This is a genomic window from Sphingomonas astaxanthinifaciens DSM 22298 (genome assembly GCF_000711715.1).
Lineage (GTDB): Bacteria > Pseudomonadota > Alphaproteobacteria > Sphingomonadales > Sphingomonadaceae > Sphingomicrobium > Sphingomicrobium astaxanthinifaciens_A.
The window spans coordinates 986,672-1,010,676 of sequence record NZ_JONN01000001.1 but is presented as its reverse complement, the minus strand read 5'-3'; the positions used below and the strand labels follow the sequence as shown (position 1 = coordinate 1,010,676).

At 70.0% G+C, this 24,005-nt stretch carries 22 protein-coding genes and 2 pseudogenes; 9 read left to right on the top strand and 15 right to left on the bottom strand.

What is annotated here, in order from left to right; all coding sequences use genetic code 11:
* Nucleotide 1 precedes the first annotated feature (1 nt).
* The 3 genes from BS69_RS0105015 to BS69_RS0105005 are packed head-to-tail and all read left to right on the top strand — an operon-like array spanning nt 2 to nt 2,679.
* Nucleotides 2–787, top strand: a complete 786-nt coding sequence (locus BS69_RS0105015) for a type III pantothenate kinase (RefSeq protein ID WP_029940880.1) — start codon at nt 2–4, stop codon at nt 785–787.
* Nucleotides 788–2,422, top strand: a complete 1,635-nt coding sequence (locus BS69_RS0105010) for a ribonuclease J (protein WP_029940879.1) — start codon at nt 788–790, stop codon at nt 2,420–2,422.
* Nucleotides 2,419–2,679, top strand: coding sequence for a DUF1467 family protein (locus BS69_RS0105005; protein WP_029940878.1), 261 nt, complete (start codon nt 2,419–2,421; stop codon nt 2,677–2,679). The genes BS69_RS0105010 and BS69_RS0105005 overlap by 4 nt, the downstream gene beginning before the upstream one ends.
* Here BS69_RS0105005 and BS69_RS0105000 read toward each other — a convergent pair.
* Nucleotides 2,676–4,973 (bottom strand): hypothetical protein, encoded by a 2,298-nt coding sequence (locus BS69_RS0105000; protein WP_029940877.1) that lies wholly within the window; start codon nt 4,971–4,973, stop codon nt 2,676–2,678. The genes BS69_RS0105005 and BS69_RS0105000 overlap by 4 nt on opposite strands.
* 66 nt (nt 4,974–5,039) lie before the next feature.
* Here BS69_RS0105000 and BS69_RS0104995 point away from each other — a divergent pair, with 66 nt between their 5' ends.
* From BS69_RS0104995 to BS69_RS14195, 3 genes are read left to right on the top strand one after another with little or no spacing between them, the layout of a single operon-like run.
* Nucleotides 5,040–6,224 (top strand): hypothetical protein, encoded by a 1,185-nt coding sequence (locus BS69_RS0104995; protein ID WP_029940876.1) that lies wholly within the window; start codon nt 5,040–5,042, stop codon nt 6,222–6,224.
* 28 nt (nt 6,225–6,252) lie between these two features.
* Nucleotides 6,253–7,284, top strand: coding sequence for a DUF2336 domain-containing protein (locus BS69_RS14200; RefSeq protein ID WP_029940875.1), 1,032 nt, complete (start codon nt 6,253–6,255; stop codon nt 7,282–7,284).
* Nucleotides 7,277–8,605, top strand: a complete 1,329-nt coding sequence (locus tag BS69_RS14195) for a sensor histidine kinase (RefSeq protein WP_029940874.1) — start codon at nt 7,277–7,279, stop codon at nt 8,603–8,605. The genes BS69_RS14200 and BS69_RS14195 overlap by 8 nt, the downstream gene beginning before the upstream one ends.
* On the opposite strand, the gene BS69_RS0104980 is transcribed toward BS69_RS14195, so the two are convergent.
* Together BS69_RS0104980 and gltX are read right to left on the bottom strand one after the other, a co-directional pair.
* Nucleotides 8,602–9,882 (bottom strand): citrate synthase, encoded by a 1,281-nt coding sequence (locus tag BS69_RS0104980; protein ID WP_029940873.1) that lies wholly within the window; start codon nt 9,880–9,882, stop codon nt 8,602–8,604. The genes BS69_RS14195 and BS69_RS0104980 overlap by 4 nt on opposite strands.
* Nucleotides 9,882–11,297, bottom strand: a complete 1,416-nt coding sequence (gene gltX / locus BS69_RS0104975; protein WP_029940872.1) for a glutamate--tRNA ligase — start codon at nt 11,295–11,297, stop codon at nt 9,882–9,884. Before gltX ends, BS69_RS0104980 begins: the two co-directional genes overlap by 1 nt.
* Between gltX and BS69_RS14700 the strand changes: the two are divergent.
* A pseudogene (locus tag BS69_RS14700) lies at nt 11,281–13,460 on the top strand (ComEC/Rec2 family competence protein). The gene gltX and the pseudogene BS69_RS14700 sit on opposite strands and share 17 nt — an antisense overlap.
* Here BS69_RS14700 and BS69_RS0104965 read toward each other — a convergent pair.
* The 7 genes and pseudogenes from BS69_RS0104965 to BS69_RS0104935 form a co-directional block, all read right to left on the bottom strand.
* The gene (locus BS69_RS0104965) at nt 13,457–13,801 is read right to left on the bottom strand and encodes a VOC family protein (protein WP_029940871.1); all 345 of its coding nucleotides are present in this window, start codon (nt 13,799–13,801) and stop codon (nt 13,457–13,459) included. The pseudogene BS69_RS14700 and the gene BS69_RS0104965 sit on opposite strands and share 4 nt — an antisense overlap.
* Nucleotides 13,798–14,481, bottom strand: a complete 684-nt coding sequence (locus BS69_RS0104960; protein ID WP_029940870.1) for a cytochrome b/b6 domain-containing protein — start codon at nt 14,479–14,481, stop codon at nt 13,798–13,800. The genes BS69_RS0104965 and BS69_RS0104960 overlap by 4 nt, the downstream gene beginning before the upstream one ends.
* Nucleotides 14,474–14,917, bottom strand: coding sequence for a c-type cytochrome (locus BS69_RS13605; protein ID WP_051676554.1), 444 nt, complete (start codon nt 14,915–14,917; stop codon nt 14,474–14,476). The genes BS69_RS0104960 and BS69_RS13605 overlap by 8 nt, the downstream gene beginning before the upstream one ends.
* A gap of 46 nt (nt 14,918–14,963) precedes the next feature.
* A pseudogene (mmsB, locus tag BS69_RS0104950) lies at nt 14,964–15,872 on the bottom strand (3-hydroxyisobutyrate dehydrogenase); the annotation flags it as partial.
* 7 nt (nt 15,873–15,879) lie between these two features.
* Nucleotides 15,880–16,653 carry an enoyl-CoA hydratase gene (locus BS69_RS0104945; protein WP_029940867.1) on the bottom strand — a complete coding sequence of 258 codons (774 nt, stop codon included), beginning with the start codon at nt 16,651–16,653 and terminating at the stop codon, nt 15,880–15,882.
* The gene (locus tag BS69_RS0104940; RefSeq protein WP_029940866.1) at nt 16,650–17,705 is read right to left on the bottom strand and encodes an enoyl-CoA hydratase/isomerase family protein; all 1,056 of its coding nucleotides are present in this window, start codon (nt 17,703–17,705) and stop codon (nt 16,650–16,652) included. The genes BS69_RS0104945 and BS69_RS0104940 overlap by 4 nt, the downstream gene beginning before the upstream one ends.
* Nucleotides 17,702–18,844, bottom strand: coding sequence for an acyl-CoA dehydrogenase family protein (locus tag BS69_RS0104935; protein WP_029940865.1), 1,143 nt, complete (start codon nt 18,842–18,844; stop codon nt 17,702–17,704). The genes BS69_RS0104940 and BS69_RS0104935 overlap by 4 nt, the downstream gene beginning before the upstream one ends.
* A gap of 62 nt (nt 18,845–18,906) precedes the next feature.
* Here BS69_RS0104935 and BS69_RS0104930 point away from each other — a divergent pair, with 62 nt between their 5' ends.
* Nucleotides 18,907–19,272: a hypothetical protein gene (locus tag BS69_RS0104930; RefSeq protein ID WP_029940864.1), complete on the top strand. Its 366-nt coding sequence runs from the start codon at nt 18,907–18,909 to the stop codon at nt 19,270–19,272.
* A 3-nt stretch (nt 19,273–19,275) separates the two neighbouring features.
* Here BS69_RS0104930 and BS69_RS13600 read toward each other — a convergent pair whose 3' ends face one another.
* From BS69_RS13600 to BS69_RS0104905, 5 genes are read right to left on the bottom strand one after another with little or no spacing between them, the layout of a single operon-like run.
* A complete protein-coding gene (locus BS69_RS13600) occupies nt 19,276–19,797 on the bottom strand; it encodes a hypothetical protein (protein ID WP_051676553.1) in 522 nt (173 codons plus the stop codon).
* Entirely contained in the window at nt 19,787–20,176 is a 390-nt protein-coding gene (locus tag BS69_RS0104920; protein ID WP_029940862.1) for a RidA family protein, read from the bottom strand. The genes BS69_RS13600 and BS69_RS0104920 overlap by 11 nt, the downstream gene beginning before the upstream one ends.
* A complete protein-coding gene (locus BS69_RS0104915; RefSeq protein ID WP_029940861.1) occupies nt 20,173–20,562 on the bottom strand; it encodes a VOC family protein in 390 nt (129 codons plus the stop codon). Before BS69_RS0104915 ends, BS69_RS0104920 begins: the two co-directional genes overlap by 4 nt.
* On the bottom strand, nt 20,559–20,984 hold the full coding sequence (locus BS69_RS13165) for a hypothetical protein (protein WP_037504380.1): 426 nt from the start codon (nt 20,982–20,984) through the stop codon (nt 20,559–20,561). Before BS69_RS13165 ends, BS69_RS0104915 begins: the two co-directional genes overlap by 4 nt.
* Nucleotides 20,985–20,987: 3 nt before the next feature.
* Complete coding sequence (locus tag BS69_RS0104905) at nt 20,988–22,490, bottom strand: CoA-acylating methylmalonate-semialdehyde dehydrogenase (RefSeq protein ID WP_029940860.1); 1,503 nt, start codon at nt 22,488–22,490, stop codon at nt 20,988–20,990.
* Nucleotides 22,491–22,569: 79 nt separating this feature from the next.
* On the opposite strand from BS69_RS0104905, the gene BS69_RS0104900 reads away from it, so the two are divergent.
* On the top strand, nt 22,570–23,982 hold the full coding sequence (locus BS69_RS0104900) for a M28 family peptidase (RefSeq protein WP_029940859.1): 1,413 nt from the start codon (nt 22,570–22,572) through the stop codon (nt 23,980–23,982).
* Nucleotides 23,983–24,005 lie beyond the last annotated feature (23 nt).

Genomic DNA, 24,005 nt, shown 5'->3' with positions numbered 1-24,005 from the left:
CATGCTACTCGCCGTCGATGCCGGAAACACCAATGTCGTCTTCGCCCTGGTGGCGGAGGACGGGAGCATCGCCGCGCGCTGGCGGATCGCGACCGACCCCCGCCGCACCGCCGACGAATATGCCGTCTGGCTCCACCAGTTGCTCCAGCTCGAGGGCTATGCCCGCGAGGATGTGAGCGGGGTCATCATCGGCACCGTGGTCCCGCGCGCGCTCCACAACCTGCAGGTCCTCGCCAGCAAATATTTCCGCACCGAGGCGCTGGTCGCCGGGCAGGGGACGGTGCCGTGGGGCATCCGCCTCGACGTCGACGAGCCGCAGAATGTCGGCGCCGACCGGGCCTTGAACGCCATCGCCGCCCATGCCCGCCATGCCGGCGACCTCGTGGTGATCGATTTCGGCACCGCAACCACCTTCGACGTCGTCGACTATGACGGCGCCTACAAGGGCGGGATAATCGCGCCGGGCATCAACCTCAGCCTCGACGCGCTGGTCGCCGCCGCCGCCAAGCTGCCGCGGATCGCGATCGAGGCGCCCGAGGATCCGACCGTCATCGGCCGCACCACCGCCAGCCAGATGCTCTCAGGCATTTACTGGGGCTATGTCGCGATGATCGAGGGCCTGCTCGCCCGGGTGAAGGCCGAGATCGGCCGCCCCGTCACCACCATCGCGACCGGCGGGCTCGCGACCCTGTTCCAGCAGCACACGCGGGTGTTCGACGCGATCGAACCCGATCTCACCATTCAGGGGTTGGCGCTGCTCCATCAGCGCCGCCAGCAAGGACTGTAAGTGGCTTCCAACGACGAACTTCTCTTCCTCGCGCTCGGTGGCTCGGGCGAGATCGGCATGAACGTCAATCTCTACGGCTGCAGCGGCAAGTGGCTGATGGTCGATTGCGGCATGACCTTCGGCGAGCACGACTATCCAGGCATCGACCTCGTCCTGCCCGACCTCGAGTTCATCGAGAAGCGCCGCCGCGACCTCGTCGGGCTGGTCCTTACCCATGGTCACGAGGACCATATCGGCGCGCTTCCCTACCTCGCCGCCGATTTGAAGGTCCCGCTCTACGCCACGCCCTTCACCGCCGGGCTCATCGCCCACAAGCTCGAGGAAGAGGGGCTGACGGGCCAGGTTCCCTTGAAGCTCATTCACCCGGGCGACGTGCTCGACCTCGGGCCGTTCCGCGTGACCCCGGTGCCGCTCGCCCACTCGATTCCCGAATCCAATGCGCTGCTGATCGAGACCGCGCTCGGAAAGATCTTCCACACCGGCGACTGGAAGCTCGACCCCACCCCGGTGCTCGGCAATCCGACGTCCCCCGAGCAGCTGCGCGCCATCGGCGACCGCGGGATCGACGTCATGGTGTGCGATTCGACCAACGCCTTCACCGAGACCGAATCGGGCTCGGAAGCCTCGGTCTTCGACGGCCTGCTCAAGACCGTCGAGGAATCGCCCGCCCGCGTGCTGGTGACGACCTTCGCCTCCAACGCCGCGCGGCTGCACACCATCGGCCGGGTCGCCGAGGAGACCGGTCGCCGGGTCGCGGTCGCGGGCCGCTCGATCGAGCGCTACCTGAAGGTCGCCAAGGCGACCGGCTATCTGACCGACTTCCCCGAGACCATCCGCTACGACGAGGCGATGCGCCTCCCACGCAAGGAAGTGCTGATCGTCGCCACCGGCGGGCAGGGCGAGCCGCGCGCCGCGCTCGGCCGGATCGCCTCGGGCCAGCATGAACTGAAGATCGGCGAAGGCGACACGGTGATCTTCTCCTCGCGCCAGATCCCCGGCAACGAGACCGCGGTCGGGCGGGTGATGAACCAGCTCGCCGAGCTTGGCGCGCGTACCATCACCGAGCGCCAGGCCCACGTCCACGTCTCCGGCCATCCCGGTCGGCCCGAGCTCGTCCAGATGTATGGCTGGATCCGGCCAAAGTGCCTGATCCCCGTCCATGGCGAACGCCGACACATGCTCGAGCAGGCCCGGCTCGGTCTCGCCAACGGCGTGCCATCGGCGCTCGTCCAACAGAACGGCGACCTCATCCGCCTCGCGCCCGGCCAACCGAAGAAGCTCGGCGAGGAGCGGGTCGGACGACTGGTCCTCGACGGCGACGTCATCCTGCCGGCCGACGGCAGCACGATCAACGAGCGCCGGCGCCTCGCCTTCCAGGGCGTCATCGCGGTCAGCATCGTGCTGGGCAAGTCGGGCGCGATCGCCGCCGACCCGGTCATCCGCCCGGTCGGGGTCCCGGTCGAGGCTGACCTCGAAGACTTCATCCGCGACTGCACCGAGACCGCTGCCCGCGCCGTTTCGCCGACCCGCGACGAAGCCAAGCTGCGCGAGGACGTCCGCCTCGCCGTCCGCCGCTGCGCCACGTTGTGGACCGGCAAGAAGCCGACGGTGGAAGTGCTGGTGAGCCGCCTGTGAAGATCGGCTCGGCGCTCGCCATCTACTTCCTCTTCTTCACCTTCACGGCCTTCCTGCTGCTGCCGTTCGGCGTCCGGACCGCGGAGGAAGTGGGCGAGAAGGCCGAGCTCGGCCATGCCGAGAGCGCGCCGCACCGCTTCGATCTCAAGCGGCACCTCGTCCGCTCGGCGATCGTATCGGCGCTGCTGTTCGCGCTCTTCTACGCCAATTACGTGTTTGGCTGGATCGGCGCCGAGGACCTCGACTTCTACAACTAGCGGCGCCGCTCGAGGACCTGCGCCAGCGCGGTGTAGAGCCGGCCCATGTCGCTCGACAGCAGGGTGACCGCCATCATCCCGCCCTCGCGCTCGCCGCCCACGCGGCGGAGCATCGCCTCGAAATCCTGGACGTAGCGGGTGACCGAGGCGGCGAATTCGGGATCGGTGCCGACCTGCTGGTCGAGCGTCCTGAGGTCGCTCGACGAAAGCAGGCGCACGGCCTTGCGGGTGAACACCCCGCGGTCGCCCTTGAGATAGGCCGCCCAGGCGCGGTCATCGACCTCGTCCGAAAGGATCCGGCCGACGTCGATCGAGGCCGAATGAAGCGAATCGATCAAGACGCTCGAGCGGCGGGCGAAGGCCTCGCTCTCGGTTTCGCGCGCTTCTTCGGTGGTCTTGACCATGTGCTGCTCGAGCGCCGAGGCGGTGCGGCCGATGTTGAGCATCTGGCGCGACAGCCCCTCGGACGCGCTCTGCGCCGCGCTCAGCGCCTGGGTCGCGACGCGTTCGACCTCGGCAAGCTGGGCCCGCACGCTGTCCTCGACCGCGCGGGTAAGCGCGGTGCGCGCCTGGGCCGAGAGCTGGTCGGCGGTCTCGGGAACGACCGCGGCGAGCGCCTCGCGGGCGCGGGTGGCGGCCTGGGCGGCGGCTTCGCGGATCTGGACCATCGCCTGGACCAGCGCGGGGCCGGTTTCGGCCTGGAGCCGGGTCGCATCCTGCTCGGCGCTGGCGATCGCCTGCGACAGCTCGGTGAGGCGCTGCTCGGCGCTGCCGACGCCATTGTCGATGGTCGCGAGGAGGGTGGTCAGCCGCTCCTGCTGGCCGGCGAGGCCGGCGGTGCCCGCATCGAGCTTCTGGCTGGCGTCGAGCGCCGCGCTGGCGATCCACTCGACATCGGGGCGCGCGGCCTGGACCGCGGCGAGCAGCCGTTCGGCGCCGCCTTCGGCATGGCTCAGCGCACCCGTCAGTTCCTCGCCGCACTCGCGCTGCAGCGCCGCGACGCTCGAGCGCAGCTGCTCGGTCTTGCCGGCGAGGTCCTCGAGCGTGCCGCCGCTCGCCGCCTGCTGGCCCGACAGGCCGTCGAGTTCGCGGCGCACCCGGTCGATCGCGCTCGCCACCGCCTGGGCGCGCAGGTCGCCCTCGGCGGCAAGATCGACGAAGCGCTGGTCGACGTCGGCCAGCTGGCGCTCGAGCCCGCTGACGAGGGCGGTGACCGCGCGGTCCTGCTCGGCTATCCGTGTCGACAGCCCGTCGAGGGCCTGGCCGGCCGAGCCGAGCCTGGTGCCGAGCGACGTGGCGGCCTCGTGACCGGCGATGCCGATCGCGGCGGCACTCTGCTCGACCAGCGCGCGCACGGCGGCCGACTGCTCGTCGATCCCGGCGCGGACCTGGACCAGGGCCTCGCCGGTGCGGGCGAGCAGGGCGTCGACCTCGGCCGAGGCCGAGGTGCCGGCATCGCCGACCCGGGTCGCGGCGGCCGCGCCGGCGCTTTCGATCTGGGTGAGGTGGGCGACCAGCCGCTGGGCCGCGCCGCCGACACTGTCCTCGGCTTCGCGCGCCCGGCCGCTGATCGCGGCCAGCTGCGCCTCGAGGGCCGCGGCCTGCGCGCTCGCCTCGCGGCCCGAACCGCGCAATTCCTCGGCCATCGCCCGGCTGCTCGCCTCGGCCCGGGGAAGGTCCTCGAGCAGCACGGCGATGTCGTTGCGCGCGCTCTCCGCCGCCCGGTCGAGCGCCGCGGCGTGGCGGGACAGGGTTTCGCTTCCGGCGCCAAGCTCGCGGGTGACCCCGCCGAGGCGGTGCGACGCCTCGTCGCCAAGCCGCATCAGCCGTTCGGCATGCGCGCCCAGCGCTGCCTGTTCCTCGTCGAGCCGGGTGCGAAGCACGCCGAGCAATTGCTCGAGGCTGCTGGCTTCGGCCCGCATCACCTGGACCGCGTGGGTGAAGCGCTCGGCCTCGCGGCGGCGGGTGCGGCCGAAGATCAGCCAGACGAGGCCGAGCAGCACCAGCGGGGCCGCGGCGACCGCCAGCCACTGGGCGACCGCCGCGGCCGAGGCTGCGCGACCGATCGATTGCCCCGCGCTCCAGCCGGCAAGGCCGATCCAGGCGAGGGCCAGGATCCCGAGCGTGACGCCGAGCACCCGCCGGCCGTCGGCCCCGCGTTCGGCCGCCATTTCGGGCTGCAGGGCATGGGCCGCGTCGGCGCTCCACTGGTCGGATCCGGGCGCCAGCGCCTCGGTCAGTTCGAGCGGCGGGTCGCGGTGGTCGGCGCCGGTGGCGGGCAGGGGCGAGCTCATAAGGTCATGTTTACCACCTTTGCTCGCATTCGGAAGCGTGCAAGAGGGGCGTCGAGGGAGGGATTGATGGCGCTCGGCGCTCTCATTGCGGCAAATGGCGAAGACGATGGCGGCGGGCTGCACGCCCTGGCGCCGCTCGCCGGCCGAACGCTCGTCGAATATCAGGCCCGCTGCGCCGCCGCGGTCGGCGCCGCGCCGATCGTCATCCTGGTCGAGCGGGTGCCGCCCGCGCTCCAGGCCGCGTTCGAGCGGCTTCGCGGCGAGGGAATCGGCGTGGTGCCGGTCAGCGACGCCGCCGAGGCGAGCGCGCGCTTCGATCCCGACCTCCAGGTGCTGCAGATGGCCGACGGGGTGGCGCCGTCGCCCGCGCTCCTCGCCGACCTTGCCGCCGAGGACAGCCGCACCATCCTCACCGTCCCCGACGACGAGCGCCACGAGGCATTCGAACGGATCGACGACAGCCGCCGCTGGGCCGGTCTCGCGCTGGTCGATTCGGCCCTGCTTGCCGATACCGTCCGGATGCTCGGCGACTGGGACCTCCAGTCGACCCTGCTTCGCCGCACAGTCCAGGCCGGCGCACGACTGGTCGCGGCGCCCGAGGGGATGACGCCGTTCGTCGCCGGCTCGGTCGACAGCGGCGAGGCGTTCGACCGCCACCTGCTGCAAAGCTCGCGGAGCCGCCGCCGCGACTGGCCGAGCCGCTTCGTCCTGCCCCCGCTCGAGGATTTCCTCACCCGCCAGCTGATGGGGGCGCCGATCCAGCCGGCCTGGCTGCTATGGCTGGCGGTGGCGATGGTGCTGGTGGCGGCCTTGCTCCTCACGCGTGGGCTCAACTGGTGGGCGATGGGACTGCTGGTCGCCGCCACGCCGCTCGATCGCCTCGCCGAGCGGCTCGGCACGGTCCGCCTGCGGCCGCTCGCGCGCGGCAATCTGCCCGCCCGCCTGCTGCCCCCGGCGCACGGCCTCGCGCTGCTCGGCCTCGCCTGGTTCGAGACCCGGCACGGTGCGGGCTGGGGCGCGCTGGTCGCCGCCGCCGCCACCGTCGCCTTCGCCGAGGCGGCCCGGATCGAGCGCGCCGGCCGCGAGCTCGGCCCCGACCTCTGGCTGTTCGGGTCGCGCGCGGCGGTGTTCACCGCCATCCCCTTCGCCATCTTCGGCGCGTGGAGCCTGCTGACCGTAGTGCTCGCCGTCTATGCGACGGTCAGCTTCTTCGTCGTGCAGAACCTCGTCCACGCACCGAACCGCGATTGACGCGCCGTTAACGCCATCTGCGCTAACGATGCGGCAGATGCCCAGCGAGTGGCCCATTGCCGCGCCCCCAAACGAGGAGGGCAGCGCCGCCACGCCGACCGCCATGCCCGCGGTCGGTGACCGCCGCCTTGCGGCCATCGTCCAGGACTTCTTCCTCTCTCCCGACGTCCGCCTGACCGAGCAGGAGCGGGCGCTGATGACCGCCATGCTCCATGGCCTCATCGAGCGCATCGCCGACGAGCTTCTGGCCCGGCTCGAGCCCGCCACCGCCGAGGCCTGCGCCGCGGGCGCGGTCGAGCTCATCGCCGACCTCACCGCCGCCGGGCTGCTCCAGGACGAGACTTTGGTCGGCGTGCTGCTGCGCCGCGCCGACGTGCAGCGCCTGTCGAACGCGGGGCAGGGCGCGCGCACCATGCTCCAGCGCTGGACCGCCGCCGAGGATGCCGAGCTGGCCGCCGCCGCTATGGCGCTGGTCACCGCGCGGGGCCGTGGCCGCGACCGCTTCGGCCGGGCCGCGCTCGACCTCGTCGACCTTCCGCCGGTCCTTGCGCAAGGGCTGGTGCTCGCGGTCGCCGCCGCGCTTGGCCGGCGCTGCTCGAGCCCGAGCGACCTTGCGGTGGCCGGGGCCGCGGCCGACCTTCTGCGCGACCGGCCCGACGGCGCCCGGCTCGAGGAGCTCGAAGCGGCGCTCGCGCTCGCGCTCGGCGAGGAGGGCCGCCGCGCCGAGGGCCTGCTCGTCAGCCTCGCGGCCGAAGGCGAAGCCCCATTGCTGGCAGCGATCCTGGCGGTCGATGGCGGCATTCCCGCCGACGAGGCGTGGCGGGCGCTGCTCGGCGGCGGCGCGCAGCTCGCGCTGCTGCTGCGGCTCGCCAATGTCGCCCGCGCCGATGCCGCGGCGCTCCTCGCCAATGCCGGCCCCGCGCTCGGGATCGGCGATCCCGTCGTCGCGATCGAGACCTTCGACCGGCTCGGCCCGGAAGCGGTCGAGGCGGTTCGCGAGGAACTGGTTCTCCCGCCGAGCTACCGGCGCGCCAAGGCGATCCTTGCCCGTCATGGCTAGCCAGCCCCTCCAGCCGCCGATCGGCGCGCGGATCGACCGCAACGGCCGGCTGGTCGCCGCCGACGCGCCTTTGCTCGCGCTGCAGGAAGAGGCCGGCGCGACCCTCGGCAATGCGGTCGCGGTGCCCCAGCTTGCCGCGCTCGCCCGGCTGGCGCTGCGCCTCGGGGTTACCATCACCCGCCCGGTGGTCGCCGCCAGCATGGACGAGGATCTCGAACTCACCGTCCGCGCCGAACCCGATGCCGATGGCGTGACCCTCAGCGTCGAGCGCTGGTCGAGCAGCAGTCCGGCGCGGCCGCGCTGGTCGGGCCGCGGGCAATCGGCGGCCGAGGGCGAGGAGCGCGTCGCTGCCGAAGATGTCATCACCGACGCCTCGCTCAAGCTGGTGGCGATCAGCCCGGGGCTCGCCCGCCGCTTCGAACTCGATCCCGCCGAGGTGATCGGCCAGCCGCTCGCCCGCCTTTTCCGCCCGATCGAGGACAGCGAGGGCAATCTGCCGATGCTCGAGGCGCTCGCCGGGCGCAGCAGTTTCTCGGGCCAGGGTGCGGCAGTCCGTTCGGGCGAGGGCATCGTGGTCCTCGATGGCGAGCCGCGCGTCGAGGACGGGCGCTTCCTCGGCTATGTGGTGCGGGTCCGGACCGGCGATGCCGCCGGCGCCGATGGCGGTCCGCCCGCCGCGCCGCTGCCGCCGCTCGACGATCTCCTGAAGGAGCCTTTGTCCTCGATCATCGGCCAGGCGCAGGAGATTGCCGGGCGGAGCAATGGCCCGCTGCGCGCCGATTATGCGGGCTATGGCGCGGACATCGCGGCCGCCGCCCGCCATCTCCTCGATCTCCTCGCCGCGCTCAGCAACCAGGACGACAAAGGGCCAGGCCCCGGCTTCTTCGAGCCGGTCGACCTTGCCGAACTGGTCCTCGATGCCGCCGGTCTCGTCCAGGCGCAGGCCAGCACGCGCGGGGTGATCCTCGACGTCGGCGGGGTGGGGCGCCTCGCGGCCCGTGGCCAGCCGCGCGCCATCACCCAGATCCTCGTCAACCTGATCGGCAACGCCGTGCGCTTCTCGCCCGAGGGCGGGACGGTGATCATCACCCTCGACGACGGCGATGAAGCCTCGGTCACCGTCAGCGACAGCGGCCCCGGCGTGGCGCTCGGCGACCGGATCCGAATCTTCGAGCGGTTCGAGCAGGTCGAGCCGGGGCAGGGCGGGGCCGGGCTGGGCCTCGCCATCTCGCGCCGGCTGGCGCGGGAAATGGGCGGCGAGGTCGAACTGCTCGACAGCGCCGCGGGCGCCAGCTTCCGGCTGACCCTTCCCGCCGCCTAGCGGCTAGCGACCGGAACGTAGTCGCGCTGGGTCGCGCCGGTGTAGAGCTGGCGCGGACGGCCGATCTTCTGCTCGGGATCGGCGATCATCTCGTTCCACTGTGCGACCCAGCCGACGGTGCGGGCGAGCGCGAAGAGGGCGGTGAACATCTCGGTCGGGAAGCCGATCGCGTTCAGGATCACGCCCGAATAGAAATCCACGTTCGGATAGAGCTTCTTCTCGATGAAATAGTCGTCGGACAGCGCGATCCGCTCGAGCTCCTTGGCGACGTCGAGCACCGGATCGGAGATGTTGAGCTCCTTCAGCACCTCGTCGGCGGTCTGCTTCATTACCTTCGCGCGGGGATCGAAGTTCTTGTAGACCCGGTGGCCGAAGCCCATCAGGCGGAACGGATCCTCCTTGTCCTTGGCGCGGGCGATATATTCGGGGATCCGGCTGGTGTGGCCGATCTCGCGCAGCATGTTGAGCGCCGCCTCGTTGGCGCCGCCATGCGCCGGGCCCCACAGGCAGGCGATGCCGGCCGCGATGCAGGCGAAGGGATTGGCGCCCGACGAACCGGCGAGGCGAACCGTCGAGGTCGAGGCGTTCTGCTCATGGTCGGCGTGGAGGATGAAGATCCGGTCCATCGCCTTTTCGACGATCGGATTGACGACATATTCCTCGGCCGGGACGCCGAAGGTCATCCGCAGGAAGTTGCCGGTGTAGGAGAGCGAATTGTCGGGATAGAGGAACGGCTGCCCGATCGAATATTTGTGTGCCATCGCCGCGATGGTCGGCATCTTGGCAATCAGGCGGTGCGAGGCGATCTCGCGCTGCTTGGGATCGGTGATGTCGGTCGAATCATGGTAGAAGGACGACAGGGCGCCGACCACGCCGCACATGATCGCCATCGGGTGCGCGTCGCGGCGGAAGCCGCGGAAGAAGGTCGCGAGCTGCTCGTGGACCATCGTGTGGCGGCTGATGGTGTGGGTGAACTTGTCGAGCGCGTCCTTGGTCGGAAGCTCGCCGTGGAGCAGCAGCGCGGCCACTTCCATGAAGCTCGACTGCTCGGCCAGCTGGTCGATCGGATAGCCGCGATGGAGGAGGATGCCCTGCTCGCCGTCGATATAGGTGATCGCGCTCTGGCAGCTCGCGGTCGAGGTGAAGCCAGGATCATAGGTGAAGACGTCGGCCTGCCCGTAGAGCTTGCGGATGTCGACCACGTCCGGCCCGACGCTTCCGCTCAGGACCGGCAGGTCGAGGCTCTTGTCGCCGAGCTTGAGATTGGCATTCGACATTAGTCACGCTCCGTAGAAGAGTTGTTCGTCATCTGATCGGCGATGCGGGCCAGGCTTTCGCCCTGCCCGAGCAGCACCAGCACGTCAAAGATACCCGGGCTGGTCGCCCGTCCGGTGAGCGCCGCGCGCAGCGGCTGGGCGAGCTTGCCGAGTTTCAGCCCCTCGGCCTCGGCCAGCGCCTTGACCGCGGCTTCGGTTCCATCGTGGCTCCAGTCGGCGACTCCGCTCAGCGTGGCGTGAAGCCGGCCGAGCAGCGCGCGGGCATCGTCGTCGAGCAGCGCCGCGGCCTTGTCGTCGAGCGCCAGCGGGCGCGCCACGAACAGGAAGTCGGCATTGGCGCTCAGTTCGTTGAGGTCCTTCGCGCGTGCCTTGAGTTCGGGCATCGCCCGCTCGAGCAGCGCCAGTTCCTCGGCTTCGAGCCCGCCGCGCCGCGCCGCGACCAGCACCGCCAGTCGGCTGTCCTCGGCATGGCGGATGTAATGGCCGTTCAGATTCTCGAGCTTCTTGGTGTCGAACCGGCTGGGCGACTTTCCGACATGGTCGATGTCGAACCACTCGACCGCCTGTTCGCGGCTGATGATCTCGTCGTCGCCATGTCCCCAGCCGAGGCGGAGGAGATAGTTGAACAGGGCCTCGGGCAGGATTCCCAGCTCGTCGCGATAGGCGTCGACCCCGAGCGCGCCGTGGCGCTTGGAGAGCTTGGCCCCGTCGGCGCCGTGGATCAGCGGGATGTGGCCGTAGGTCGGTTCGGCCCAGCCCATCGCCTTGACGATGGTGAGCTGGCGGAAGGCGTTGTTGAGATGGTCGTCGCCGCGGATGACGTGGGTGACGCCCATGTCATGGTCGTCGACCACCACCGCCAGCATGTAGGTCGGCGTGCCGTCGGAGCGGAGGAGCACGAAATCGTCGAGCTCCTCGTTCTTCACGACGACGCGGCCCTGGACCATGTCCTCGATCACCGTCTCGCCTTCGCGCGGGGCCTTGATCCGGACCACGAACTGCGCGCCCTCGGGCGGGGTGCCGCCGTCGCGCCACTCGCTGGTGACGCGGAAGGGCTTCTTAAGCGCCTGCGCTTCCTCGCGGCGGCGGGCCAGCTCCTCGGGGGTCAGGTAGCAGCGATAGGCCGCGCCCTTCTCGATCAGCTGGTGCGCGACCTCGGCATGGCGCGTCTCGAAGGCCGACTGGAAATAGGGCTCGCCGTCGCCGGCGATGTCGAGCCAGTCGAGGCCATCGAGGATCGCCTCGATCGCTTCGGGAGTGGACCGCGCCTTGTCGGTGTCCTCGATCCTGAGCAGGTAGCGGCCGCCGTGGTGGCGGGCGAACAGCCAGTTGAAGAGCGCCGTGCGCGCGCCGCCGATATGCAGATATCCGGTCGGGCTGGGCGCGAAGCGGGTGACGATGCTGCTTGCGCTCAAGCGCGCTTTCCTCTTTCCTGTCTACGCCGGATCGCGCGCCTTCACGAGGGGAGGCAGCATGGATTTGGCCGCATCCCGTTCGGGCGCACCGGCCGCCACGCACTGGCAAGCTCGCGCTCTCTTCGCAAGTGCGGAAAAACGTCTCGAGGCCGAACGTTCCCAGCTCGCGCCCTGGGGCGTCGTCGCATTCGGCGGCGGAATCGCGCTCTGGCTGGTGCTGGCCGACCCCGGCCGATGGCTCGCGGCGCTGCTCCTGTGCGCGAGCGTGGCGGTGGCAGGACTGGCCGCGGGCGGGCGGATCGGCCGGTCGGCGGCGCTGGCGGGGCTGGCGGTGGCGCTCGGGCTCGGCCTCATCTGGTGGCGGAGCGAAGTCGTCGCCGCGCCGCGCCTCGAGAGCCCACGGATCGTCGCCCTGGACGGCGAGGTGCTCGAGGCCGAGCGACTGGTCGCCAAGGATTCGCTTCGCCTGACCCTTCGCCTGGCCGACCCCGCCCTGCCGCCCAGGGTCCGGGTTTCGCTGCCGCTGGACGAGGCCGATGCCGTTGGCGACTCGCTCGGCACCGGGGCCCGGGTCCGGCTTCGCGCCCGGCTCGCCCCGCCGATGCCGATGGCGCTGCCGGGAACGCACGACTTCGCGCGCGACGCCTGGTTCATGGGGCTGGGCGCGAGCGGTCGCGCGCTCGGACCCATCGCCCTCGTCAGCCCGGCCCATCAAAGCGGCCTCGACGCCGTCCGCCGCCGCCTTGACCGGCACATCCGCGCGCGATTGCCGGGCGGGGAGGGGGGCATCGCCACCGCCTTCGTCACCGGCGACCAGGGCTCGATCGCCAGGGAGGACGCCGATGCGATGCGCCGGTCGGGCCTCGCGCACCTCCTGTCGGTGAGCGGCCTTCACATCGCGGCGGTGATCGGCTTCTGCTATTTCGCCGTCCTCCGGCTGGGCGCGCTGGTCCCGGCGCTGGCGCTGCGCGCCAATCTCGTCGCCTGGGGCTTCGGTGTCGGGGCGCTGGCGGGTATCGGCTACACGTTCCTCACCGGCATGCAAGTACCGACCGTCCGCAGCTGCATCGCCGCGCTGCTGGTGGTGGTCGGGGTGCTGCTCGGCCGCGAGGCGATCAGCATCCGCCTGATCGCGACCGGCGCGCTCGTCGTGCTGCTCGTTCGCCCCGAGGCGCTGGCCGGGGCGAGCTTCCAGCTCAGTTTCGCCGCGGTCACCACGCTCGTCACGCTCTACGGCTCGCGCCGCTTCAAGCGCCTGTTCGAGCGGCGCGAAGAGCATTTCCTTCGCGCCCGCCTTCGCGGTCTCGGGCAGATGGTCGCGACGGGCCTCGCGATCGAATTCGCGCTCATGCCCTTCGCGCTCTACCATTTCCACAAGACGGCCTCTACGGGGTCGGCGCCAATCTCGTCGCCATCCCGCTCACCACCTTCGTCATCATGCCGCTCGAGGCGGTCGCGCTCCTTCTCGACGCGATCGGGATCGGTGGCCCGGTCTGGGCGCTGACCGGCTGGGCGATCGGCCTGCTCCTCGGCCTTGCGCACGAGGTCGCCGACACGCCGGGCGCGGTGGCGATGCTGCCGCAGATGCCGCGACTCGCCTTCGCCCTGATCGTGCTCGGCGGCCTGTGGTGCTGCCTGTGGCAGCGGCCGTGGCGGCGCTGGGGCCTGGTGCCGATGGCAGCGGGCATGCTGCTCACCCTCGCCGCGCCGCTGCCCGATCTCCTCGTCACCGGCGACGGCAAGCATCTCGCGGTGATCGACCGCGACGGGAAGCCCTGGCTGCTGCGCGACCGCGCGGGCGATTTCGTGCGGAGCATGATGGCGGAGAATGCCGGTTTCGACGGCGATCCCCCGCCGCTCGCCGCCTATCCGAAAGCGCGGTGCAGCTGGGATTCGTGCGTCGCCGACCTCGGCTCCAGCGGCCGGACGCTGCTCGCGCTCCGCTCGGGCCAGCGGGTCGATTGGACCGAGCTCGTCCGCGCCTGCGCCGCCGCCGACATCTTGGTCAGCGACCGGCGCCTGCCGCGCGCCTGCAAGGCACGCTGGCTGACGCTCGATCCGCCACGCCTCGCCGAAACCGGGGGGCTGGCCATTCATTCGGGCGAAGGCCGGGTCGAGACCGTGGCCGAGCGGCTCGGAAAACTGCCCTGGGCCGTTCCCTAAGCGAGGGTCCAGACCGCCATTTCGTTGCCGCCCGGATCGATGAACTGGAAGCGTCGCCCGCCCGGGAAGGAGAAGATCGGCTTGGCGATGTGCCCGCCCGCCTTGACCACCGCGTCGAAGGCGGCGTCGAGGTCGTCGACCCGGATCACCGGCAGCGGCGCCGCCAAGGCCTCCTCGCGGTCGCCCTGGAGCCCGACGGCCACCGCCTCGCCTTCATGGGCGCTATAGTCCGGCCCGTAATCGGCGAAGGTCCAGCCGAACGCCTTGCCGTAGAAGGCGCGCGTCAGTTCGTGCGCGCTCGCGCTCGGCAGTTCGACATAATCGATATGGGGCTTGGTCATAGGCCGGGGGCTCCGTTGGCGATCCACCAGGTCACGGCACCCGCCAGCACGAGGCAGATGAGAAGCCGCACGGGGCCCGCTTCGACCAGCGCCGGCGATCCGGCCGGCCCGGCCTGACCCCGCCCGGTCACCATCGCGCGGACCAGCCTCTTGCCCTTGAGGCGATACAGGATGATCGCGCCGACGTGCAGGATCACGAGGCCCTGGAGGATGGTGAAGAGCGCCTCGTGGATCTCATGCGCCTGCTCGGCGAAATCGAAGCTCGCGAGGTGGTTGAGCGGGGCCATGACGATGCCATCCTCGTCGCTGAGCGGCAGCCCGAAGCCGACCAGCAGCAGCATGGTCCCGACCAGCGCGAGGACGCTCAAGGCGCCGAGCGGCGTATGGCCGATCCCGCGCCAGCCGGCCGGGTCGCGGAGATAGCCGAGCAGTCGCCGCGGTCCCGTCACGAACGAGGCGAAGCGCGCGGTCGAGCTGCCGAGAAAGCCCCACAGGATGCGGAACAGCAGGAGGAAGAGGACGGCGAGCCCGCTCCAGATGTGCCACTGGATCTTCTCATTCTCAGCCGACCACCAGGAGAAGGCGACCAGCAGGACCAGGCTCCAGTGGACGAGGCGGACGGGCAGGTCCCAGACCGGGACCGCCAGCGCGGCGTCGGCCGCCGCGGGCTCATCAGTCATCCTTGAGGCGGTAGCTGTTGTGGCAGGACCCGCAGGTCTGGCCGAGCTTCTGGTGCGCGGCCTTCATCGCGCCGAGGTCGCCCGCGGCGGCCGCCGCCTGGAAAGCCTTCGCCGCCGCGCCGAAATTGGCCATCTTGGCGTCGAAGTCGGCGCGGTTCTGCCAGATCTCGGGCTTGGCGTGGGTCTTGCCCGCCTCGGGGCCGCTGCCCGCCGGGAACCAGGTCGGGGCCTTGGCCGAGAGCACCGCAATCTGGTTGGCCGGACCACGGACGGCGGCGGCATTGCCCTGACCGATCGCCTGGCCCGCGGCGCGCATCGCCTTGCCCAGTTGCTCATAGCCCTGGTGGCGCTGCTTCTGGACCGCGACCATAGCGGGGGCGGCGAGGGCGGCGGTGCCGAGGCCGGCGGCCGCGATCAACAGGATGGTCTTGCGCATGTCGTCACTCCGGATGGGCGGCCGCGGCCGCGAGCATGGCTAAAGCTTAATTGCGGTCGCCGGGGGCCGTCCAGCTGTCGTCGATCATCTTGATCAGGGCCGAGAAATCCTTCGCCCCGCCGCCGCGCTGGACGAAGCGTTCGTAAAGCTCCTGCGCCTCGCCGCCCATCGGGGTATAGGCGTTGACGCTGCCCGCCGCCTCGGCCGCGAGCCGGAGATCCTTGAGCATCAGCTGCGCCGCGAACCCGCCTTCGTAGCCGCGGTCAGCCGGGGTTTCGGGACCGACGCCCGGGACCGGGCAATAAGAGGTCATCGACCAGCTCTGCCCGCTCGCCTTGGACGAGATGTCGAAGAAGACCTGAGGATCGAGCCCGAGCTTGCTGGCCAGCACGAAGGCTTCGCAGGTGCCTGCCATGGTGACGGCCAGCAGCATGTTGTTGACGATCTTGGCCGCCTGGCCCGCGCCGCTGTCGCCGGCGTGGATGACGGCCTTGCCCATCTGCTCGAGGATCGGCCGCGCGCGCTCGAAGCCCGCGTCGGTGCCGCCGACCATGAAGGTGAGCGTGCCGCCCTCGGCCGCGGCAATGCCCCCGGAAACCGGCGCATCGACCATCTCGTAGCCCGCGGCGCGCGCCTCGGCCTCGACCGCCTTGGCGGTGGCGACGTCGATGGTCGAGCAATCGAGCAGGAGCGCGCTGGTCGGCGCCTTGCCGAACACCGACGAGCGATAGACCTCGGCAACGTGCTTGCCCGCCGGCAGCATGGTGACGACCGCATCGGCGCCCTCGACCGCCGCCGCCGCATCGGCCGCCCGCGTCGCCCCGCGCTCCTCGGCCTTGGCCAGCGCGGCTTCGCTGAGGTCGAACGCGCGAACCTCATGACCCGCCTTGGCGAGGTTCGCGGCCATCCCGCCGCCCATGTTCCCAAGCCCGATGAACGCGATCCGCATGGCTGTACCGCTCCTACTTGCCCGACCAGTTGCCCGGGCGTTTCTCGACGAAGGCGGCCATGCCTTCCTTTTGGTCCTGGGTGCCGAACAGGCCGTGGAACAGCCGCCGCTCGAACTTCACTCCCTGCGCGAGCGGAAGCTCGAAGGCGGCATTGACCATTTCCTTGGCGGCGATGGCGGCGAGCGGCGGCATGGCGGCGATCTCGGCGGCGGTCTTGAGCGCCTCCTCGACCAGGCTCTCCGCCGGCACCACGCGCACCACGAGGCCCGCGCGCTCGGCTTCCTCGGCGCCCATCATCCGGCCGGTCAGGCACATTTCCATGGCCTTGGCCTTGCCGACCGCATGCGCCAGCCGCTGCGAGCCGCCCATGCCCGGCGTCACCGCGAGCTTGATCTCGGGCTGGCCGAACTTGGCCTTGTCGCCCGCGATGATGAAGTCGGCCATCATCGCCACTTCGCAGCCGCCGCCCAATGCGAAGCCGTTGACCGCCGCGATCCACGGCTTGCGGGTGTCGGTGACCCGCTCCCAGCCGGCGAAGAAATTGCTGCCGTACATGTCGGCGAAGCCCTGGGCCTGCATCTCTTTGATGTCGGCACCCGCGGCAAAGGCCTTTTCGGAGCCGGTCAGGACGAGGCAGTGCTGGCTGTCGTCGGCGTCATAGGCGGCAAAGGCCTGGATCAGCTCGGCCAGCACCTGGCTGTTGAGCGCATTCAACGCCTGCGGGCGATTGAGCGTGACGAGCGTGACGGCGTCGCGCTGCTCGACGAGGATCGTTTCGTAGCTCATGCAATCTCCGGAAACGGCGTCCATTCCTCGCCGGGGGCAAGGTCGGTGAAGAGCTGATCGAGCGTCTCGTCGAGCACCGCCTCGGGCACCGCCGGCTGCCAGTCGGGTTTGTTGTCCTTGTCGATCAGCAGCGCGCGGACGCCCTCGAGGAAATCATGGGTCTGCACCACCCGGCAGGCGAGCGCATATTCGGCGCGCATCTCGTCGGCGAAGCTCTCGCGTGCGGCACCTTCCTTGAGGAGCCGGAGCGAGACCTTGCAGGACAGCGGACTCTTGGTGCGGATCGTGCCGAGCTCGGTCTCGGCCCAGTCGCTTTCGTCGGCCTCGAGCCCGGCGATCACCTCTTCCAGCGTGTCGGGCGCGAACAGCCGCGCGATGGTGCTGAGATTCTGCTCGATCCGCGCCGGGGGCGGGGTCTCGGCAAAGGCGCCGACCGCGCCCGCGGCCCGGCCCGGCGCCGCCTTCAGCCGCTCGACCAGTTCGGGCAGCGCGGCCTGCGGGACATAGTGCGTCGCAATTCCGAGATAGCGGCACTCGGCCCCGTCGAGCCTGGCCCCGGTCAGCGCCACGAATTGGCCGACCCGCCCGGGCAGGCGCGGCAGGTACCAGCCGCCGCCGACGTCGGGGAACAGGCCGATCCCGGTCTCGGGCATGGCGAGCCGGGTCGCCTCGGTCGCGATCCGGACCTGGCAGGGCATGGCGATCCCGACCCCGCCGCCCATGGTGATCCCGTCCATGATCGCGATGGTCGGCTTGGGGTAGGTGAAGAGCAGGTGATTGAGGCGATATTCGTCGAAGAAGAAGGCCGCCGCCTCGCTCCCGTCGCCGCCGCCCGAACGGGCAAGCGCGACCACGTCGCCGCCGGCGCAGAAGCCACGCCCCTCGGCATGATCGATCAGCACCGCCTCGATCGCGGTGTCGTTCGCCCAGGCCCGCAGCGCCTCGCTCATCGCGACGCACATCTCGCGGGTCAGCGCATGGATCGCCTTGGGCCGGTTGAGGCGGATCCGCCCGATCGAGCCTTCGGTGAAGGTGAGGACGTCGCTGGTCACTGGCGGAGCATTTCGCGGGCGGTGATCATGCGCATCACCTGGTTGGTGCCCTCGAGGATCGAGTGGACCCGAAGGTCGCGCCAGAAGCGCTCGATCGGATAGTCCATCAGGTAGCCGTAGCCGCCGTGGAGCTGGAGCGCCCGGTCGGCGATGGCCGAGCCGGTATCGGTCGCAAGCCGCTTGGCCATGGCGGCGAAGCGCGTCTTGTCGGGCGCATTGTCGGTGACCTTGGCCGCCGCGAGATAGAGGAGCGCGCGCGCCGCCTCCAATTCGGTGCCCATGTCGGCCAGCATGAACTGGGTGTTCTGGAAGTCGGCGATGGCGGTGCCGAACTGCTTGCGGTCCTTGGTGTAGGCAACCGCCTCGTCGAGGCAGCGCTGCCCGCCGCCGAGGCTGCACGCGCCGATGTTGAGACGCCCGCCGTCGAGGCCCATCATCGCGATCCGGAAGCCCTCGCCCTCGCCGCCGACGCGGTTCTCGACCGGCACCCGGACCTCGTCGAAATTGACCTGCGCGGTCGGCTGCGAATGCCAGCCAAGCTTGCGCTCATTGGCGCCGAAGCTGACGCCCGGCATGTCCTTCTCGATCACCAGGCAGGAAATGCCCTTGGGACCCTCCTCGCCGGTGCGGACCATGGTGACGTAAAGTTCGTTCTCGCCGCCGCCCGAGATGAAGGCCTTGGAGCCCGACACGACATAATGGTCGCCGTCGCGGACCGCGCGGGTCTTGAGCGCCGCCGCGTCCGACCCGCTCGACGGCTCGGTCAGGCAGTAGGAGCCGAGGCGCTCCATCGCGATCATGCTCGGCAGATACTTCTGCTTCACCGCGTCCGACCCGAAGCGGTCGATCATCCACGCGGCCATGTTGTGGATCGAGATGAACGCGCTGGTCGAAGGGCAGCCGTAGCTCATCGCTTCGAAGATCAGCGCCGATTCGAGCCGGCCGAGCCCGATCCCGCCGCTTTCCTCGCTGACGTAGATCGCGCCGAACCCGAGCTCGGCGGCACTCTTGATGGTGTCGCGCGGGAAGATGTGCTTCTCGTCCCATTCGGCGGCATTGGGGGTGATCTCGGCGGCCGTGAAGGCCCGCGCCATCTCCTGGATCTGGCGCTGGTCGTCGGTCAGGTCGAACTGTGACATGGCGTGCCGCCTAGCGCTTGCCGCCGAGACTTTCCAGAGCCGTCACGGTAAGGCGTTGGACCATGTCCGCCGGGCGCCTGATCTTCGTCTACAATGCGGACGCCGGCCTGCTCAATGCGCTGAAGGACGCCTGGGCCAAGGCGGTCTCACCCGAAACCTATCCCTGCGCGCTGTGCGCGACCACTTATGGGGCAGTCTCGATGCGGCCCGAATGGAAGGCCTATGTGAAGCGGCTGCCGTTTGAGGCGACCTTCCTCCACCGTGACGAATGGCAACGGGCGAACCCCGCCTCGACCGAAGCGCTTCCGGCAATCTTCCTCCAGCGCGGCACCGAGCCGCCACGGCTGCTGGTCAGCGCCGAGAACATGCCGCTCGGGCAGAGCCTCGCCGAGCTGATCGCCATGCTCGACGCAAGGCTCGGCCGCTGACGGTCAACGCGGCGGGCAGGCCGTGTAGGTGAGGTCGACCGGGCCTTCCTCGCCGCCTTCCTCGGTGCGGCGGAGCTTGGGTCCGTTGCGCTCGAGCGTGATCACCCGCTCCCAGTTCATGCCCTCGCCCGAGAAGCCGTAATTGGCGGTGAAGCGGTTCGCCGGTTCCCACGCATCGATCCGGTCAAGCGTGCCGCGGCTCTCGTAGAAGGTGAGGCGGGCATCGTTGATCACGAGCAGGCCCTTCGCCGCGGCATCGCCCTTGCAGTCGGCGGGGACCAGCGCCCAGCGGCCGCGGAACTGCTCGGGAATGTTGGTGGGCTTGGCAGACGCGACCGCATTGGTCGCGGGCTCCGCGACGTTGGTGCCGTTGGCCTCGACCGGCTGATTGGCGGCGGGCTGGGCGGCGTCATTGGCGAGCGCCGCGTCATTGGTGGCGGCCGCGTTGGCCGGGGCCTGGTCAGCGGCGGGCTGACAGGCGGCGAGGGCGGTGGCGGCAGCCACCAGGGTGAGATTACGCATCATGGACCAACGCCTCCGCTTCGATTTCGACCCGCCACTCGTCGCGCAGCAGGGCCGTTACGACCACCATGGTCGCGGCCGGACGGACCTCGGCGAAAACCTCGCCATGAACCGCGCCGATCGCGTCGGCATCGGTGGAATCGACGATGAACATCCGCGTCCGCACGACGTCCGCTGCCGAGCCGCCTAGCTCCTCGATCGCCTTGAGGATGATGGCGAAGCAGCGCCGGGCCTGCGCCGCGGCATCGCCGGGGGTCGAGGATCCGTCCGCCTCGACCGGCGCCGTGCCCGAGACCAGGATCCGGTCCCCGGCCCGGATCGCGCGGGAGAAGCCATAGGCCGCTTCATAGGGCGAGGTGCCGTGGGTGCGTTGGCGGGTCATCGTGGCTCGATCAGGTCCCAGCGGTTGCCGTGAAGGTCCTCGAACACCGCGACAATGCCATAGGACTCGTCGCGCGGCGCCTCGAGAAAGACGACCCCGGCCGCGCGCATCCTTGCCGCGGCGGCGGCGAAATCCTCGGTGAAGGCGATGAACCCGACCATGCCTCCGGCGGACTTGCCCACCGCGGCGCGCTGCTCGTCGCTGTCGGCGCGTGCGAGCCTCAGGCCCGTGCCGCCGCCCGGCGGGCTTATCACGACCCAGCGCTTGGTCCCGCCCATCGCCTGGTCGGCGGTCACCTCCCAGCCGAGTGCACTGGCGAACCAGGCGATCGCCTCGTCATAGTCGCGGCAGAGGTAGGTCACCGACCCGAGATGCACGCGCGTCATGGCCGCTGCTCCCCGGTCGCGCCGGGCAGGTCGAGCCCGACCTCTTCCTCCACCTCGACCGCGCGGGCTAGGCTTTCGGGCCGGCGCATCGAGAAGGTGCCGCCTTCGCCCTCGATGTCCCAGTAGCCCGAGATCAGGGTGCCCGACTCATTGACCTGGCCGGCATAATCGACGCGATGGGCAAAGCTTCCCGCCCCGTCATAGGTCTTGGCGAAGCTGACGTTGCTGCCCGAGCGCTGGCCGAGGACGAAAGCCGACAATTGCTCGTCCGCCTCGAACAGCGAGACGCGCTCGCTGATCTCGCCGGTCAGCGCACCGGCCTCGTCCTCGAGATCGCAGAGGAAGTTGACCGGCTCGCCAAGGCCGCTCTCGTAGAGATAGACGCCGGTCCAGCGACCGGTGAGATCCTGGCTGCCGGCCAAGCCTCAGCCCATCGTCGGAATGATGAAGGCGTTGGCGCCGTCGCCGCCCGCCGCGCCGTCGGGCCAGCGCTGGGTGACCACCTTGGTCTTGGTCCAGAAACGCAGGCCCTCCTGCCCATATTGCCCGATGTCGCCGAAGCCCGAGCGCTTCCACCCGCCGAAGCTGTGGTAGCTGACCGGCACGGGGATCGGCACGTTGACTCCGACCATGCCGACATTGACCCGGCTCACGAACTCGCGCGCGGCATGGCCGTTGCGGGTGAAGATGGCGACGCCGTTGCCATAGTCATGCTCGCTCGGCAGCCGGACCGCTTCCTCGAAATCCTTGGCGCGCACCATCTGGAGGACGGGTCCGAAGATCTCCTCCTTGTAGCTGCGCATGTCGGTGGTCACGTGGTCGAAGAAGGTCGGCCCGACGAAGAAGCCCTTTTCCGAGCCCTGCAGCGTGAAGCCGCGGCCGTCGACCACCAGCTCGCCGCCCTCGTCGACGCACATCTGGATGTAGCTTTCGACCTTTTCCTTGTGCGCCTGGCTGACCACCGGGCCGTAATGCGCGTCGGGATCGGTCGAGACCCCGACCTTGAGCGCCTCGATCGCGGGGATGAGCTTTTCGCGCAAGGCGTTGGCGGTCTCCTCGCCGACCGGCACCACCACCGGAAGCGCCATGCAGCGCTCGCCCGCCGAGCCGAAGGCTGCGCCGGTCAGGTCGGTCACCACCTGGTCGAGGTCGGCGTCGGGCATGACGATGCCATGGTTCTTGGCCCCGCCGAACGCCTGCACGCGCTTCCCGTTCGCGGTGCCGCGGCTGTAGATGTACTGCGCGATGTCGGAGGAGCCGACGAAGCTGATCGCGCCGATGTCGCGGTGGTCGAGGATTGCGTCGACCATTTCCTTGTCGCCGTGGACGACGTTCAAGATGCCGTCGGGAAGCCCTGCTTCCTTCATCAGCTCGGCGAGCCGCACCGGAACACTCGGGTCGCGCTCGCTCGGTTTCAGGATGAAGGCGTTGCCGCAGGCGATCGCCATGCCGAACATCCACATCGGGATCATCGCCGGGAAGTTGAACGGGGTGATGCCCGCGCCGATGCCGATCGGCTGGCGCATCGAATAGACGTCGATGCCCGGGCCGGCGCCCTGCGTATATTCGCCCTTGAGCGCCTGCGGGATCCCGCAGGTATATTCGATCACCTCGAGCCCGCGCTGGACGTCGCCGCGGCTGTCGGCGAGCACCTTGCCATGCTCGCTCGAGAGCATCGCGGCGAGCTCGTCCATATTGGCTTCGATCAGTTCCTTGAACTTGAACATGACGCGGGCGCGGCGCTGCGGGTTGGTCGCGGCCCAGGCGGGCTGCGCGGCCTTGGCGGCATCGACCGCCTTCTGGAGATCATGCACGGTACCGAGGCGGACGCTCGCTTGGACCGAGCCCTCGCTCGGGTTGAACACCTCGGCCTGCCGGTCGCCCGACTGGAAGCTGCCGCCGCCGATGAAATGGTCAATGCTACGCATGGGGGATCTCCTCTTCGCGCCCGCCACTAGCCAAGCCGGCCAAGCGATGCCAGTCAGCCTGCGACGAGGAGACAGGTTCATGCGCGTATTGCTGCTTTCCACCGCCCTGATCGCCGCCCCGGCCGCCGCCGCCGCAGCGCCCGCCACCCCCGAACAGCAGATGCAGGCCGCCGCCCGCGAGGTGAGCCAGGCCCGGATCCGCGCCGACATCGCGACGCTGGTGGCCTTCGGTACCCGCCATACCCTGTCGAGCCAGACCGACCCCAAGCGCGGGATCGGCGCGGCAGTGCGCTGGGCAGAGGCGGAGCTCAAGAAGAACGGGCTCGAGGTCGCTCAGGTCTGCGACACCGTCACCAAGCCGCCGCGGGTGCCGGTGCCGACACGGGTCTGCAACGCGGTCGCGATCCAGCGCGGGACCGAACGCCCCAACGACGTCGTCATCATCACCGGCCATATCGATAGCCGGGTCAGCGACGTGATGAACGCCACCGCCGACGCGCCGGGCGCCAATGACGATGGCTCGGGCACCGCCGCGGTGCTCGAATCGGCCCGCGTGCTGTCGAAGCGCAAGTTCCCCGGCACCATCGTCTATGCCGCGCTGAGCGGCGAGGAGCAGGGGTTGCTCGGCGGCAAGATCCTGGCGGACTATGCCAAGGCACAGGGCTGGAACGTCATCGCCAATCTCAACAACGACATCATCGGCAACAGCTGCGGCAGCGACGGGGTGTGCGACGGCAAGACGGTTCGGGTCTTCTCCGAGGGGCCGCGGTGGCAGGGCAGGGAAGAACTGGCCGCGGCGCAGCGGAGCCTCGGCGGCGAGAACGACAGTCCCAGCCGCAACATCAGCCGCTTCCTCGACCGGCTGGCCGAGCGGCTGCCGTCAATCGGCCTCGACGTTCGCCAGGTCTGGCGCAACGACCGCTTCGGGCGTGGCGGGGACCATACCGAGTTCCTCAACGCCGGCTTTCCCGCCATTCGCTTCTCGGTCGCGGTGGAGAATTACGACCAGCAGCACCAGGACCTCAGGACCGAGAAGGGCAGGGTCTATGGCGACACGCTGGGCGTGATGGACCTGCCCTATCTGACCAAGGTCATTCGCCTCAACACCGCCGCGCTGATGGCGCTGGCCAGCGCCCCGCCGCCGCCGGAGCCCAAGGCCGAAGGAGCGGTGAGCACCGACACCACGATCAGCTGGCGGTTCGTTCCCGGGGCGGCCCAGCATGTCGTTCGCTGGCGCCGCACCGACTCGAACCAGTGGCAGCAGATGCTGTCCGTGCCGGTCCGTCGGCGGCTGGGGAGCGACACGGTGGCGACGCTTTGCACTCAGGCCAATCCCGAGCCCTGCAGCGTGATCCTGCCGAAGGTCCGCGTCGACGACTGGGTGTTCGGTGTCTCCTCGGTCAGCAAGGACGGGTGGGAAAGCCCGGTCGCGAGCGCGGTGCCGGGCGGAGCGTTCAAGCCCTATGTGGCGCCGGCGAACCTGGCCAAATGAGGGTCATCCACAGCTAAATTCGC